Origin of the sequence: Hymenobacter cheonanensis, assembly GCF_030581075.1 — a bacterium.
GTDB lineage: Bacteria > Bacteroidota > Bacteroidia > Cytophagales > Hymenobacteraceae > Hymenobacter.
Genome location: NZ_JAUQSW010000005.1, coordinates 107336 through 121401, shown reverse-complemented (window position 1 = coordinate 121401; position 14066 = coordinate 107336). Strand labels below are relative to the sequence as shown.

Annotated in this window: 13 protein-coding genes and 1 tRNA gene; 6 read left to right on the top strand and 8 right to left on the bottom strand. The window is 58.0% G+C overall.

Annotation, left to right across the window (positions count from 1 at the left end; genetic code table 11):
* Nucleotides 1-26: 26 nt before the first annotated feature.
* Together Q5H89_RS11470 and Q5H89_RS11465 are read right to left on the bottom strand one after the other, a co-directional pair.
* Nucleotides 27-1355 (bottom strand): DNA/RNA non-specific endonuclease, encoded by a 1329-nt coding sequence (locus Q5H89_RS11470; protein ID WP_305019458.1) that lies wholly within the window; start codon nt 1353-1355, stop codon nt 27-29.
* Nucleotides 1356-1867: 512 nt separating this feature from the next.
* The gene (locus Q5H89_RS11465) at nt 1868-2725 is read right to left on the bottom strand and encodes a DNA/RNA non-specific endonuclease (protein WP_305019457.1); all 858 of its coding nucleotides are present in this window, start codon (nt 2723-2725) and stop codon (nt 1868-1870) included.
* A 119-nt stretch (nt 2726-2844) separates the two neighbouring features.
* Between Q5H89_RS11465 and Q5H89_RS11460 the strand changes: the two genes are divergently transcribed.
* The 3 genes from Q5H89_RS11460 (at nt 2845) to Q5H89_RS11450 (ending at nt 5666) form a co-directional block, all read left to right on the top strand.
* The gene (locus Q5H89_RS11460; protein WP_305019456.1) at nt 2845-3735 is read left to right on the top strand and encodes a retropepsin-like aspartic protease; all 891 of its coding nucleotides are present in this window, start codon (nt 2845-2847) and stop codon (nt 3733-3735) included.
* A gap of 2 nt (nt 3736-3737) precedes the next feature.
* Nucleotides 3738-3983 (top strand): hypothetical protein, encoded by a 246-nt coding sequence (locus tag Q5H89_RS11455; protein ID WP_305019455.1) that lies wholly within the window; start codon nt 3738-3740, stop codon nt 3981-3983.
* A gap of 459 nt (nt 3984-4442) precedes the next feature.
* A complete protein-coding gene (locus Q5H89_RS11450) occupies nt 4443-5666 on the top strand; it encodes a T9SS type A sorting domain-containing protein (RefSeq protein WP_305019454.1) in 1224 nt (407 codons plus the stop codon).
* Nucleotides 5667-6291: 625 nt separating this feature from the next.
* Here Q5H89_RS11450 and Q5H89_RS11445 read toward each other — a convergent pair.
* From Q5H89_RS11445 to Q5H89_RS11430, 4 genes are all read right to left on the bottom strand, one after another.
* Nucleotides 6292-6702 carry a hypothetical protein gene (locus Q5H89_RS11445; RefSeq protein WP_305019453.1) on the bottom strand — a complete coding sequence of 137 codons (411 nt, stop codon included), beginning with the start codon at nt 6700-6702 and terminating at the stop codon, nt 6292-6294.
* A gap of 394 nt (nt 6703-7096) precedes the next feature.
* Complete coding sequence (gene darG, locus Q5H89_RS11440; RefSeq protein ID WP_305019452.1) at nt 7097-8152, bottom strand: type II toxin-antitoxin system antitoxin DNA ADP-ribosyl glycohydrolase DarG; 1056 nt, start codon at nt 8150-8152, stop codon at nt 7097-7099.
* Complete coding sequence (gene darT, locus Q5H89_RS11435; protein WP_305019451.1) at nt 8149-8838, bottom strand: type II toxin-antitoxin system toxin DNA ADP-ribosyl transferase DarT; 690 nt, start codon at nt 8836-8838, stop codon at nt 8149-8151. Before darT ends, darG begins: the two co-directional genes overlap by 4 nt.
* Nucleotides 8839-9000: 162 nt before the next feature.
* A tRNA-Val gene (locus Q5H89_RS11430) sits at nt 9001-9077 on the bottom strand.
* A gap of 104 nt (nt 9078-9181) precedes the next feature.
* Between Q5H89_RS11430 and Q5H89_RS11425 the strand changes: the two genes are divergently transcribed.
* Both Q5H89_RS11425 and Q5H89_RS11420 read left to right on the top strand, forming a co-directional pair.
* Complete coding sequence (locus Q5H89_RS11425; protein ID WP_305019450.1) at nt 9182-9865, top strand: porin family protein; 684 nt, start codon at nt 9182-9184, stop codon at nt 9863-9865.
* A 26-nt stretch (nt 9866-9891) separates the two neighbouring features.
* Nucleotides 9892-10383 (top strand): DUF6992 family protein, encoded by a 492-nt coding sequence (locus Q5H89_RS11420; protein ID WP_305019449.1) that lies wholly within the window; start codon nt 9892-9894, stop codon nt 10381-10383.
* An 82-nt stretch (nt 10384-10465) separates the two neighbouring features.
* Here the strand turns inward: Q5H89_RS11420 and Q5H89_RS11415 are convergent, their stop codons facing one another.
* Nucleotides 10466-11026 carry a type 1 glutamine amidotransferase domain-containing protein gene (locus tag Q5H89_RS11415; RefSeq protein WP_305019448.1) on the bottom strand — a complete coding sequence of 187 codons (561 nt, stop codon included), beginning with the start codon at nt 11024-11026 and terminating at the stop codon, nt 10466-10468.
* Nucleotides 11027-11120: 94 nt separating this feature from the next.
* Nucleotides 11121-11645, bottom strand: a complete 525-nt coding sequence (locus Q5H89_RS11410; protein WP_305019447.1) for an acyl-CoA thioesterase — start codon at nt 11643-11645, stop codon at nt 11121-11123.
* A 182-nt stretch (nt 11646-11827) separates the two neighbouring features.
* On the opposite strand from Q5H89_RS11410, the gene Q5H89_RS11405 reads away from it, so the two are divergent.
* Nucleotides 11828-13834: a GMC family oxidoreductase gene (locus Q5H89_RS11405; protein ID WP_305019446.1), complete on the top strand. Its 2007-nt coding sequence runs from the start codon at nt 11828-11830 to the stop codon at nt 13832-13834.
* Nucleotides 13835-14066: the final 232 nt, after the last annotated feature.

Genomic DNA, 14066 nt, shown 5'->3' with positions numbered 1-14066 from the left:
ACGAGAAGGGAATGTGGCGAGGCCGCTTACTGGGTGGGCCCGTTATCAACCTTGGCCTCCACCACGGCCTGCACGCTCGTAGGCAAGGCCGACAGCAGGTCGTAGCCGGTGGCCGCCTCGATGGCATCGACGCTGGTGCGGTAGACACCCCAGTTGGTATCGAGGCCGTTATCGTTAGGCAAGTCAACCGCAATGATGCGTGTGCTAGCGTCCACACGGGCTACGTCATTGCTGCCGACTGGCAAGAGTACAATGACTTTCCAAGTGCGACTAGGTACCTGCACGCGCCCTTGGTCAATCGTTTCGGCATACACGAGGGTACCATTGGTAAGCACGCCGGTACCTCCCTTGCCGTAGCTACCGCAAACAATGTAGACCTCGTAATTACCGGTATCTACAAAAGTGCGGGTGTAGTTTTCCAGCCCCGCCCAAGTCTGCTGGTTGTTGCGCGGCGCCTGCGGCATCATGTTGGACATGAGAAAGGTCGCCGTGTTGTCAGGAATGGTGTTGGTACGGTCAGCACTAGGGCAATTGTGGCCCCGGTCGAAGCCCGTGCCCGAGTAGCTGGTAGGCTGTACCTGATAGAAACCAGTAGGTAGCGATGGGTCGCTGGCAAAATCACCTGCGCGCCCAACCGCACCGCGGTTACTCTTGTCAAGGTGCCAACTGACCCAGTTAGGCTTGCCCTGGCTGGCATTGTAGCCTACCACGTACTGCGACTTGGTCAACAGGTAGTTGTTGGGGAAGTTTGTATCGGGCGTGGCCCCGCTGGGGTTGCCCATCGCTAGGTTGTCGTTGTCGGGATAGGCGGGCACCTGGCCGTAGGCCGTTACGGAAAAGTCGTCGAGGTTGAGGCGGGCGCTGCCGCCGCTGACCTTGCGAATCTCGAACTTGACGTTGCCAGGGATGGCTACGGTAAAGGCCGCCGTTTGCAGCGTGGTGGTGGTGCTGAAAACGGTAGCCCCCACCTTCGACCAGTTATTGCAGCCGCAGCTCTGCGCCTGCGCCCACAATTCCCAGCCGCTGCTGGCATCGGTGCCGTAGGCGGCGTGCCTAACGGTGACGACCTGTGCCCCACCCGGCAGGTAGAAGTTCATCGTCAGCTTGCCATTGTTTTCGACGCGAGCGGCCTGAACGCCGGCCTTGTGGTCGTTGGCGTCGGTACCGAGCAGCGCGTCGGTAAACGTCCAGTCACCGGTACTGAGCGTAACGGTGCTGGTAGCGTAGTCAGGCTTGGTGCCCGACTCGAAAGCCTCTTGGGTTGGCGCTACTGTTTGCGCGGCGACTCCCCTAGCCTGAATGACGAGCAGGGGCAAGAGTAAAAGCGCACAGTAGTGGCGTAAAGTATTCTTCATGAAAGCGAAAAACGTGGAAATTACTGACGGACATTATTGCCGGATTATAGGCAATACACAAAGAACGCTCAGCGCTTACCAACTTCCGCTTGAGGGCTAAATAATTGATTAATTGCTATTTATGCTGAATAAACCTAAATGATGAAAGCAATGCTAGTGGTGTATTAACAATATGTTATGAATTGAGAGCCTTACAAATCTTAGAAGGTGGGTGATAATTAACTTGCTTTCAGCTGCTTGAAGCTATTTAAGAAGCAATTGCACATTGGGGACGAGGAAGAACTGCACCGTCTGGGCTTATGTGACGGCTGTCCTGGGTGGCACCTAATATTTTTTTCAGTAGGCTGCCCTTTTCTTACTCCTACTCTACCTTTGTTTGGTCCTATGTCATTCGGACAACTAGCGCAAGGCTTGGAAGGTCTTGCATTTGAAAAGCCCCAATACAGAAGCATTGGGGCTTTTTCATTTGTAGCGTATCTATAGGTACGTTCCCTTAGGTAGGCCCACCCGGCTCAGTTAGTTGGGCCGGTATCCGTTTGCGATTCGAGGGTAGCTTGCAAACTCATTGGCAGAGTAGAAAGCAGGTCGTAACCCGTAGCAGATTCTATCGCATCGACGCTGGTACGATAGCTGCCCCAATTTGAACTGAGCGCATTATCATTGGGCGTATTGACAGCGATAACCCGGGTACTGGCCGTGATACGGCTTACGTCGTTGTTACCCACCGGCAGCACCACCAGCACTTTCCAGCAGCGCGCCGGTACCGTCACCTTGCCGCCGGCGATAGTCGTTTCGTAGCCCGCGCTACCCGTGCCGCCCTTGCCGTAGGAGCCACAGATGATGTAGAGTTCGTTGCCAGCGTCGACTAGCGAGCGGGCGTAGTTTTCGAGATTGGCCCAGGTCTGCTGGTTATTCTGCGGCGCCTGCGGCATCATGTTACTCATCAGGAACGTGGCCGAGTTGTCGGCTACCGTACTCGTGCGGTCGGCGCTGGGGCAGTTGTGCCCACGGTCAAAGCCAGAGCCGCTGTAGTCAGTGGCCTTCACCTGGTACCACCCACTGGGCAGGTCCGCATCCACCCGAAAGTCATCCTGCCGCGGCGCGCTGCCTAGCCAGGCGCTGCTCAGGTGCCAGCTCACCCAATTCGGCTTGCCCTGGTCCCGATTATAGGATAGCGTGTACTGGGCCTTTACGAGGAGGTAGTTCGTGGGTGAGGCAGAGCTAGCCACGGCGCCGCTAGGGTTGCCCAGGGCCAGGTTATCGTCACGGCCAGCTGCCGGCGAGGGGGTGGCGTCGTCTGTTTTAGCGCAGGAAACGGCGAGCAGGGCGACAAAAGCCAGTGCGCCACTGCGGAACCAGGTATACTTCATGGAAAGGGTAGTTAGCGCCCAAAGGTCGGGCGGAAGTAGGGCAGCCCCCAACAGGCGCAGGCAGCCTTACCGCCAGTAGCCAGGCCCTCACCGAGCGAGCAGCGCTTTTCTTTGCCGCCATGCCTGCCCCCACGCTTCTACTATCGCTGCTGAGCTTCCTGGTACTGGCGGCACCAAGCCGCGCCCAGCCCGCCGTTATCCGCCTGCCCTTTGATTTGGTGGGGGGGCTGGTTGTGCTGCGCAACCTGCCGCTCAATGACCAAAAGGGGGACTTCGTGCTCGATACGGGCTGCCAATACGGCCTGCTGTTAGACCAGGCCGCGTTCAGCACTCACTTGCAGCCTGCCCCAACCCGCGGGCTGAGCGCCACGGGCGTAGTTGCCCAGCAGCAGGTGCGCGTGCGCAGCTTTCAGCTTGGAAGCGCCCGCTACGCCAACCTGACGGCAATCGCTACTTCTCTGGCGCCCATCCGCCGGGCGGTACCGCATCTGCTGGGGCTGGTAGGCTACGGGGTGCTGCGCGAGTACGAAGTAGTGCTGGACTATGCCCACCGGCAGCTGACGTGCTACCCCCTGAGCCGACCAGGGCCGCGCCCGTTTACGCGGCGCGACTCCGTGGCCTTCACGCTGGAAAAAGGTCTGCCTGTAGTAGCCGGCACCATTGGCCAGGTACCGGTCTGGTTGCTACTCGACACGGGTGCCATGGCCAACAACCTCGACGCCGCCTTTAGCCAGCGCCTGCCTGCCCCCGCGCGGCCGCGCGTACTGGGGTCCGAAGTGATGATTGGCGCGGCCGGCCGGCAGGCAGCGCAGCGTGCCCTCCTACCCTTCTTGACCGTGGGCGGAAATGACTGGCATGATTTGCCGGTAGTGCTCGCCACGCTGGCCCGCCCCAGCAGTGGCCGGGCGCTGCCTTACCAGGGGGTGCTGGGCTTCTCCTTTCTCAGCCAGGACGTCGTAGTGAGTTTTCACTACGGGCGTCGGCAGTTCTACTCCCTGCAGCCTAAATAGCCATGGCCTTCCGCCTGCTCTCGCCCGTGGTGCAGCTCTACTGGGTGCTCAAGCACGGCACCTTCCTGGCCCAGCGCTGGGACGAGGACGGCGGCGTCAACCTCTACCACTGCGCCGATGAGGGACGCGGCTTCTTTGTCGAGGTCGGCGTGGATGATGGCCAGGGGCAGGCGGTGGTGCTCGGGAGCTTCGTGAGCAGTGGGCCGCCGGAGGATTACGCACATGGCATTAAGTTTCTACTCGAATAAAGTGCGTCCTTTTTCCTGCCTTGACTACTTTTTGTTGGAGTTGTGCTAGTCGTATTCGGCTACTATGTAGTTGGCAGCCTGTTTTTCTTGGGCGGCGCCTAGCTAGATGACTTTCAGCAGGGCCGGCATATAACCACCTATTCAGTTGAGTTTTGAGTGGCCAACCTAGTAGTTGTCATTATTGGATTTCTCTACTGCTGGTGCCTGTGTACTGCGGTAGGCTACTTTAGGCACGTCCTACGTGGCAGAAGAATCTGGCCGTAAGCTACTAGCAGATTACCGCCACTACCAGAAATTAAGGCAACTAGCTTCCCTGACTGAGCACTAGAAAACTGAAATGTAAAACTTTACAATCCTTATTATAACTAGCATATCCGTAGTATTATTACAGAAAATTTTTCCTCACTTTCCCAAGATAGCCGAATGAAATTCTTTCTACCACTCTTCGTTTTTTTTCTCTTGACAGGTAACATCGCATGGGCTTCAGATGTCCTATTTGACGTTTACATTGGAGGGGATACCCAGCCTTGCCCTGGGACAACGTCTACTTATTCCATTGCTGGTGACGCAGCAAACGGCTTTAATATTAAAATCAATGCTGATGCCGGTACAATAGTAGCTTGGACTGACTATAGGGGCAATAAATATTCTAATGTCAGTTTGCAGGAGATTTCCACTTATGGATATACAAATTTTAATGGTCAATTATCTGTTACAATCAGATGGACTAATGTACGCGGCACTCTAGGCCACCTTCATGTTACCACCTCGAATGATGGTTTCGGTTGGAATAACAATCATGGAGACCGTACTTACGAGATTGCGGTTGGCTCACCTGATATCACAGGTACTACGACCATATCATCTTATGAAACGAATTGCGATTTAGCACACCCAAGTATCTACATTCCTGTTGTGCCTGGAGCAGATTCGTATACTTGGCAAAATACTATGGGCTGGGTAATAAGCAGTACTTATGTGTCAGGTGGTCACGCAGGAGTTATATTTTCTACTGCTAATTCAACCGCAACCTCTGGTCAGGTAACAGTGACGGCTAATAATAGTGGATGTCCATCAACTAGTTCGACCGAGACATTTATCATAAATCGCACAGCTGGAGGAATAGCCATTGATGGTCTTGATACCATGCCAGGTGGAACGTTCGCTCAGTACGCCGCCGCTACTGACCTGTTCAACTACAGTTGGTCTTTCCCGAATGGGTGGTATATTACCGAAGGGCAGGGTACTGCTTATGTCAAAGTTCAGGTAGATAATAATTATTATAGTGGAAATATAATATTGACTTACACAGACGCGTGTGGGCAGCAACAGACGCGCACTAAGGCTATCAGCAGTTATTACATAAGCAGCCCTCCCCCACCAAGCACGCAAGACTTTGGAAAAGTATCCACCTTGGAAGGTAGCAGTCCCGTTGAGTCAGCGCAAGCAGAGCCTGCCTTCTACCCTAATCCAGCAACAAGCCAAATAACCGTTAATTTAGGAGAAGGAGGGAAAGCTATTATTTACAATAATATCGGCGCTGTTGTAAGAGAGGTTGTATTCCCGACTGGAAGTGTGAGTTCCTCCATCAATACTCTATCCCTGCCTACTGGCATCTACCATGTGCGCCTGTTTAAAGATGGCAAGCAATTATTAGATAAGCCATTATCCGTAACCCACTGATGTTAGGTCAGAAAAGCCCCAGTCCACATTTGGGCTGGGGCTTTTCTTTGCCCCATGCTCACCCACCGTCGCCACCGCTACCTCACTCGCTGGCCCCGTCGCTTCGCTCTGGCCCTCGTGCTGCTCCTACTTGCTGTGTGGCGTAGTTGGCGAGTTCAGCACCCGGTACCAGTGCCGTCGACTACGCTAGTCTGATGCTCGCGCTATACAGGCCTTAAGTATGGGTTACCAATTAGCCGCTGGTGTAATGAAGTAGCAACCCAACCCTACTGGCCCATGCGCACCCTGAAACTGCTGCTTCGTTGGCTGCTCATACTACTGCCACTTACCTTACTGGGCATGCAGATGGCGCTATTTCCGGCAATGGCTACCGACTACTCTCTTTATTTTGGGCTGGCCCTCCCCGTCACGCTACTGCCACTCGTCTTCCGGTCTAAAGTCAACACGCCCCTTTACTGGCTCCTCTGGGTTGTGTTAGTCGGGGCCGGCCTTTACTACACGTGCGCATTCTACATAGCGTGGGGGATGCTACAGATGTTCTCTGACCATGCTGTCCACGAGGTAGCCTGTTTCTGAAGGGCAACGGCCTGCTGACCAAGAACTGGTAAAGCCGATACTCGATTTTCTACCTACCCAAATTTGGCAAGGCACGCTGTAGCTGCTGTTGAAAACTCCTGATGTCAGGGCCAAAGTCTCGGTCGTCAAGCAAGCGCTCTAGAGGCAACCAGTGCACGAGGTCAGGGTTACCTGTGGGCGAGCGCACATGAAAAGCGAGAAGCAGGTATTTCCAGCCAGCCCGCTCCCGACGCACCTGCACGGCAAACCGCAGTGCTACGCCCGCGTGCACGCCACGCAGCTGGCCTTGGTACAGCTGGGTTGAGTCGGCCTGCGTTTGCAGCTCCGTCCACATCGAGCAGGTGATAGTAAGCCAAGCGCGTAGGTGCTCAGCCTGAGAGAGGGCCGGCGCCAGCGGGTGCGAGGTGGGCGCCGTGAATACCACTGTGCCTGTGGGGTAGTTGATGGGCCAGAAGGACACAGCTGGCTTTGCTGCTTCGGCTGTGGGGCGCTGCGCTGCAGCGGGGCTAGCCAGAAGTAGGAAGAGGAGTAACCAAGCTTTCACTACGGCAAGCTACGGGAGCGGCTGGCTTTCCAACTATGGCCAAACGAGGCACACCAATTTCCGGCCCCGCGGGGTCGCCTGCTACCCTTGCGGCATGGTTCCACTAAAACCCTGTCTCACCATGGTCAGCAACAAAACCACCTCCGCCAAAATGGCTAGCCTCGCCAGCCGAGTCCTCAGCAACCCCAACTCTTCAGCCATCGCCCGGCGGCTAGCTGCTACGGCGCTGGCTCAGGCGAAGCCCAAGAAGCGAGGGTAACAAAAAAGCCCCGCTGGCGTGTGCTGGCGGGGCTTAACTTTAAATCCTCTACTAAGCAAAAGCCATATCACTTTTGTATGTATGCAAGTGGCTATAAGCAATATCAATGTACTTTTTGGGCATGATTGCTTTTTTGCGTTCAGACCACTTGCCCACTGCTTCGAGAACTTGCTCCTGATTATAGGTAGGCTGCTTTTCTAGGATAAAGGCAACTGTGCCTAGCACCTCAAGAGACAGCGCTGACTCAAAGCCAGTAATCAGTTTTAGCATGTCTCTTAGCCTCTGCTGCTGTTCGAAGCTTAGCTCTTTAGAGATGAAGCTCACGACTTCCTCCAACCTGTCATAATTAAGCTGTACGGGTTCAAAGGGCTTAATGCTCTGCTGCTCCAGTCCCATCAGGTAAGTCCCATTGAGTCGGTATAGTACATGGCGTACGCCATCAGCATACGGCCCATATCTAGCAGCCGTAAACTTGAGACGCATATCTTCTCCCATGCGTTGGAGGAAATAGGCTAATTTATTCGCTACAAACAGACTGGCTGGCTCCCCTAGCGCTTCATAGGCGAACATGCTGTAGAGAAATATGGCCCTTGCTGGGGTCAGGGACACTGTTTTGGTGACGCTCTGTTGCTGTAAAACAGACTTCACAGCATCATTAGGTTCGAAAATCTGGACATTCACATCGGCCAGGCCACCTAAATACTGTTCCATCAAAGGCTTAACTATGTCCCATTCCAGGCCACCATTGCCGCAACCTAGGGGAGGAATAGCTATGCTTGTAATCCCATACTCGGGAATGATGCGGGCTAAATCTCGTAGCCCGTCTTCTATGTACGAGTACTTGGACTTCTGTTTCCAGTTCGTCTTTGTAGGGAAGTTAATAATCACTTTTTCCCCGCCCTCAAGTGTGTGGTCGCGCACAACCAACAACTTACCAGGCTCAATCGTACCTTCTTTACATGCCTTCAAGTAAGCACGCAGGTTTTCTTTAAACTGCTCCTTGAACTGCAAGGCAATGCCCTTCCCCATCACGCCAACAGTGTTGACGGTGTTAACGAGAGCTTGGGCAGGAGCTTGCAGCAAATCGCCGGTGTGGTAGGTAATCATGGATAGTAAAAACCGCAGTTATTAAGCTTCGGGGTGGGAGGGTTTACTCGAATAACGGCTGGGTGGTTCAAGCGGTCAACGACAGCTTGAGCGAATGTACGCACATCGTCATCATACACAACGATTGCTTCAATCCAGCTAGGTGGGACATGTGAATGCACCAATAATTCAGCTTGTTTGCGCCTTCGCCGGTCAAATTCTTCTGTTGTATTAAACCACTGACGGGCGTAGATAGTGTCCCAATGAAGCTTATTTAGAGAGTCCGGATTATGATAGAATGCTGTGATTGTCATCTTGGCTTGCCCGTCCGTAAAGGCATACTGCCAACCAGTTTCTAGTACCGTCCTGAATCGGCAACACAGATAAACTATCTCTTTTTGAGGCCGTTGCAACACCCCCTCGGTACCAAGCATAATAGAGCCTAGCATTGGCGAACGTGGCCCAAAGTAGAAAGGCACGTAATCTCCAAGATTACCGTACTGGTGAGCTTGTTCAGGGCTCACATCTACAGGCCGCACCGCCTTGCTGTGCCTATCAGCTGTAATCTTTGCATTCCCAATGAAAATGTGATTTGGGTTGAGTTGCGCATGACCGCTTGTGTGCATCCCGTGCTCTAAAATATAGGGCAAGTTGTCTCTGTGCTCAATGCGAAAAATGGGCAGGTTGTTAAGAGAAGGGGTTAGCATGATAAGCTACCAAGCATGGTTTTACCCTTACTCCTTAGTGCACTCGTGCCGAGAAATAGGCACTTAAATCACACCAACAAAAGAAGGCAGTCGAAAGAAACCGGGGGCAAAACCGGGGGCATTAATAGTAAATACCCTCTCCACACGAGGTAGAGAGGGTATTGGTGGGCAGTATCGGAATCGAACCGATGACCTCTACCATGTCAAGGTAGCGCTCTAACCAGCTGAGCTAACTCCCCAAAACCGGGCGGCGCGCCAGGCCCGCCGGGCGCAAAAGTACGCCGGCGGGGCAGTTGCCGCGCTATTGCCCGCAACTTTCGGGCTAGCTGGGCGTTGGGAAAGCATGAAACACGCATTGTTGCTTCTCGCCGCGCTCGCGGCCACTGGCGCGGCCCACGCCCAGGTACGGGGCCTGCCCTCGGCCAGCGATTATTCCGAAGGCCAAGGCACTACCTCGCGCAACACCGGCTTCGGTATTAAGGGTGGCCTGAGCTACAGCGACTTGCAGGGCAGCGGCACCAGCATTTTTACCAGCCGCGACCAGCTGAAGACTTTCCACGCCGGCGTGTACGGGCAGTACGGCTTCACGCATTTTGCCTCGGTGCAGGTGGAGGCGCTGTACTCGCGCAAGGGCTTCCAGAGCACCACGGCGGCTAGCGGCGGCCAGCAGGATAACCGCCTCGACTACGTGGCGGTGCCGGTGCTATTTGTGGGCAACATCACCGAAACGCTGAGTTTTCACCTGGGCCCGCAGGTGTCGGTGCTTACCGGCGCCCGCAGCGGTGGCCAGGACCTCGACGTGAGCCAGAGCGGCTACCACCGCTTCGATTTTGGGGGCGTGCTGGGGGCCGAGGCCCGGCTGGGCCCCGCCCGCCTGGGCGTGCGCTACGACCTCAGCTTTGCCAACCTGTATAAGGATGGCGCGGCTCTCACCTACAACGGCCAGCCGCTGAGCACGCTCGTAACGGACCCTAACATTCGCAACTCGGTGCTGCAGGTGTACCTGGGCATCGGCATTGCGCACTAGCCGGGCCGGGGGCGTACTTTGTGGCTATGCTGCTTTCTACTCTTGTGGCCGCGCCGGCCTGGCTGGCGGCCTACCAGCACCACGAGCTGCTACTGGGCCGGGGCCTGAGCGTACTCGGCGTTTGGGCCCTGCTCAACCTGGCGGTGAGTGGCTACCACCTGCCGCGCACCGACCGCCGCGAGTCGGCCCACCACTTTCACCTCATGAACTGCGCCTGGGCGTTCGTCAATGCCGTGCTGGCGGCGGTGGGCATTTTGCGCACGCACCCCGGCCGGCCGCCGGTGGGCTTCGGCCCCTCCGGGGCGCTGGCCGATATGCACCTTACCGGCCAGATTTTTCTCTTCAACGCCATCCTCGACATTGGCTACCTCATGGTGGCGCTGTGGCTGCTCAACCGGGCCACTTACCCCAGCGCCAGGCGCCCCGAGCGCCTCTACGGCTACGGCCGCTCGGTGCAGCTGCAAGGCGCCTTCTTGCTGATATTTGATGTGGCTATGTGGTGGATTTTAGGGCGCTAAGCCACTCATTTTCATATAAAAACGCCTGTCATTGCGTGCGCAATGACAGGCGTTTTCGCTTGCTTGTGCGGGTTAAGCAGCCCTAGCTGGCCGTGCCGAGCAGCTTCTCCTCAATTTTCTTATTGAAGGCGTCGAGGTCCTCGGGCTTGCGGCTGGTGATGAAGTTGCCATCAACCACCACTTCCGCATCCTGCCACTCGGCGCCGGCGTTGCGCAGGTCGGTTTTCACGCTGGGCCAGCTTGTCATGTGCCGGCCGCGCACCACGTCGGCCTCAATCAGCGTCCAGGAGCCGTGGCAAATGGCGGCCACCAGCTTGCCCGAGTGGGCAAAGTCGCGCACAAAATCCACGGCCTTGGGCTCTACGCGCAGCTTGTCGGGGTTTATCTGGCCGCCGGGTAGCACCAGGGCGTCGTAGTCGGCTACTTTGGCGTCGTCGAGGGTTTTATCCACGTCTACTTTATCGCCCCAGTCCGTCATGTCCCAGCCTTTAATGGAGCCTGACTTAAGGGAAATAACGTCGACCGTGGCGCCTTCGTTTTTAAGAAATTTCTGGGGCTCGGTAAGTTCTACCTGCTCGAAGCCATCGGTGGCCAGAATGGCAATGCGCTTGCCTTTAAGCTTATCGCTGCTGAAAAGGGACATAGTACTGGTGGAAAAGGAAAGGCGGCGGGAGTTCGCCGCCGGGGGTTTCCACTTTACGCCCTGCCTTGGCGCGGGGTTGTGGCCGGGGCCGGGCCTAGTCGGGCTGGCCGGCGGCACGGCGCACCTTTTTCAGCTCCTGGCGCACGGCCTTCACCCGGTCGTCGAAGCCATCGGGGTCGTAGTCGATGCCCGGCACATCCAGCTCCTCGAGCAGGTCCATGAGGGCGTCGGCGTGGTCGGTGCGGGTGCCGGCGGGCAGCTTCACGAAGGCCATTTCCGACCACAGCAGGGCTAGCAGGCGCTGGCCATCGTCGCTACGCATCTGCATCTCTACCACCAGGTTAGAGTTGTCGAAGTGGATAATCTGGCTGCTGATGCGCACCAGCACGCCCTGCCGCGCGGGCTTGAGGTAGCTGAGGTGGTGCTTGGTAATAACCCAGGCCGCCTGCTGCTCGCGGGCCAGCTCACCCATGTTCAGGGTGTAGTGCTCGGCCACCTGGTCTTCGCGGGCGTTGAGGAAATAGTCGAGGTAGCGGGCATTATTGAGATGCCCCAGCATATCGCAGTCCTGGAAGTGAACGCGGTGCTGGGTTTCGGGGGTGCGCAAAAGCTTGGCCATCGGGCAAAGGTAAAATGCAGGGTAAGCTTTGGCTTGCTGGGCGCATGGCCATCGCTCCCCTAGCGCTCAGCAAGCCGGAGCTTACCCTATAGGCAAACTACTCGGCACGCCTACTACTTTGCGAATCGCGGCTTATCTTTTCCGCCTCAACCTCTGCGCCTAAGCCCCTAGCCTGCTCATTCATGTTTGTGCTCACTCCTGCCCGTGCCGCCACCCTGCGCGCCCTGGCCGACACGTTTATCCCAGCCGGGCCGGCGGGCAGCCCGCCGCCCGGCTCGGCTCTGGTTGACCTGGCCAAGCTGGCCGCCGCCATTCAGGCGCAGCCGCTGGGGGCACAGGCCGAGTTTGGGCAGCTGCTTGATATCCTGAACAAGCCGCTGGCCGGCCTCACGTGGTGGGGGCCGCTGCGGCCGTTTCGGGCCCTGGCCCCCGCCCAGCGCGAGCACCTGCTGCAAAGCTGGGCCGGCTCGCGGCTGGCGTCGCTGCGCCAGGGCTTTCAGGTGCTGCGCAAGCTGTGCACCTTTCTGTACTACGGCGACAGCCCGGCCGATGGCTCGCCCAACCCAGCCTGGATTGCCCTGGGCTACCCCGGCCCCCAGCCTGCCCCCGATGGCACCCCGCCCGGCGCCACCGGGCACCCTCTGCGGCCGCTAGCCCCCACCACCGATACCACCTACCACTGCCAGGTGCTGGTAATTGGCTCGGGGGCGGGCGGCGGCGTGGTGGCCGGCGAGCTGGCCCAGGCCGGCCACGACGTGCTGGTGCTGGAGGCTGGCCCCTACCTGCACGGCCCCGACTTTACGCAGCGCGAGGTGGATATGCTGGGGCGCCTCTACGACGCGCGCGGCGCCCTCAGCACCCGCGATGGCAGCGTGGGCATCCTGGCCGGCGCCTGCCTGGGCGGCGGCACTACCGTAAACTGGGCCGGCGCCTTCCGCACCCCCGATTATGTGCTGGCAGAATGGGCTGGCGAGCACGACGCGCCGCACTTCACGGGCCCCGATTTTCAAAAAAGCCTCGATGCGGTGGCCGCCGCGCTGAGCGTGAATACCGACTACCCGCGCCACAACGGCCAGAACCAGGCCCTGCGCGACGGCTCGGCCCGGCTGGGGCAGGCCACTAGCCTCATTCCGCGCAACGAAAAGGGTGTGACCGACTCGGACCAGCATTTTCGGGGCCTGGGCTACTCTACGCTGGGCGATGCCCACGGCCACAAGCAGGGCACCCTCAACACCTACCTGCGCACCGCCGCCGCCCACGGCGCCCGGCTGCTGCCCAATACCCGGGCCGAGCGCGTAACCACAGTAGCGGGCCGCGCCACCGGCGCCGAGGCCGTGCACACCACCGCCACCGGCCAGCGGGTGCGCATCAGCGTGCGGGCCGAGCGCGTGGTGGTGGCGGGCGGCGCCATCCAAACGCCGGCTTTGCTGCTGCGCTCGGGGCTGCGGCACCCGCACCTGGGGCGGCACCTGCACCTGCACCCCACTGTGGCGGTGGCCGCGCACTACCCGCACCCCATGCACTCGTGGCACGGCCCTAGCATGAGCGTGGTGAATGACACCTTTACGCGCCTGGGCGGCAGCAACTTTGGTGTGAAGCTCGAAACGCCGCCCACCCACCCCGGCCTGCTGGCCATGGTGCTGCCCTGGCGCTCGGGCGAGCAGCACCGGCAATTATTGCAGGCCGCCGACCACCTGGGCTCGTTTATCGTGCTGACACGCGACCGCGACGGCGGCCGGGTGCGCACCGACCGCCACGGCGCCCCGCTCATCGACTACCGCCTGTCGGCCTTCGACCGCGCCAGTATGCTAGCCGGCGTGCGCGCCGCCGCCGAAATTCACGTGGCGGCCGGGGCCTACACCGTGTACCTGCCCCACGGCACGCTGCCCACGCTGCACGCCCACGGCGGCGTGCTCCAAAACCCCGAGCTGCTGGCCCGGCTCGCCAGCCTGCCCTGGCAGCCCAACCGCTACGGCCTCTACAGCGCCCACCAGATGAGCACCTGCCGCCTCGGCGGCCAGGCCCGCACCCACCCCACCAAGCCCAGCGGCGAAACCGTGGAGGTACGCGGCCTCTACGTGGCCGATGGCTCGGCATTTCCGGCGTGCAGCGGCGCCAACCCCATGCTTACCATCATGGCGCTGGCTCATTATACGGCGCAGGGCCTGAAGGCAACTACCACTAACTGAGCAGCCTAGCCCACGGCCACGGTGCTGGTGCGGCGCGCGTCATTTTTCTTTTTGCAAAACCTGCTAGATACCTCTTGATTACCTACTCGCTAGAGCCTAAGGCACATAGGTAAAAAGTCAATCTGCCAAAATTAGAAAAATCATAATTTGCTTAACCCATAATACTATTGATGAAAAAATTAAAAGCCAGCTGGTAAAGACCTTAGCGCACATCTTTCTCGTATATTTGCTA

Excerpts from the sequence above, each read along its gene's own strand:
- Q5H89_RS11470 (WP_305019458.1), bottom strand. The coding sequence starts at position 1,355 with ATGAAGAATACTTTACGCCACTACTGTGCGCTTTTACTCTTGCCCCTG.
- Q5H89_RS11465 (WP_305019457.1), bottom strand. The coding sequence starts at position 2,725 with ATGAAGTATACCTGGTTCCGCAGTGGCGCACTGGCTTTTGTCGCCCTG.
- Q5H89_RS11460 (WP_305019456.1), top strand. The coding sequence starts at position 2,845 with ATGCCTGCCCCCACGCTTCTACTATCGCTGCTGAGCTTCCTGGTACTG.
- Q5H89_RS11455 (WP_305019455.1), top strand. The coding sequence starts at position 3,738 with ATGGCCTTCCGCCTGCTCTCGCCCGTGGTGCAGCTCTACTGGGTGCTC.
- darG (WP_305019452.1), bottom strand. The coding sequence starts at position 8,152 with ATGATTACCTACCACACCGGCGATTTGCTGCAAGCTCCTGCCCAAGCT.
- darT (WP_305019451.1), bottom strand. The coding sequence starts at position 8,838 with ATGCTAACCCCTTCTCTTAACAACCTGCCCATTTTTCGCATTGAGCAC.
- Q5H89_RS11425 (WP_305019450.1), top strand. The coding sequence starts at position 9,182 with ATGAAACACGCATTGTTGCTTCTCGCCGCGCTCGCGGCCACTGGCGCG.
- Q5H89_RS11420 (WP_305019449.1), top strand. The coding sequence starts at position 9,892 with ATGCTGCTTTCTACTCTTGTGGCCGCGCCGGCCTGGCTGGCGGCCTAC.
- Q5H89_RS11415 (WP_305019448.1), bottom strand. The coding sequence starts at position 11,026 with ATGTCCCTTTTCAGCAGCGATAAGCTTAAAGGCAAGCGCATTGCCATT.
- Q5H89_RS11410 (WP_305019447.1), bottom strand. The coding sequence starts at position 11,645 with ATGGCCAAGCTTTTGCGCACCCCCGAAACCCAGCACCGCGTTCACTTC.
- Q5H89_RS11405 (WP_305019446.1), top strand. The coding sequence starts at position 11,828 with ATGTTTGTGCTCACTCCTGCCCGTGCCGCCACCCTGCGCGCCCTGGCC.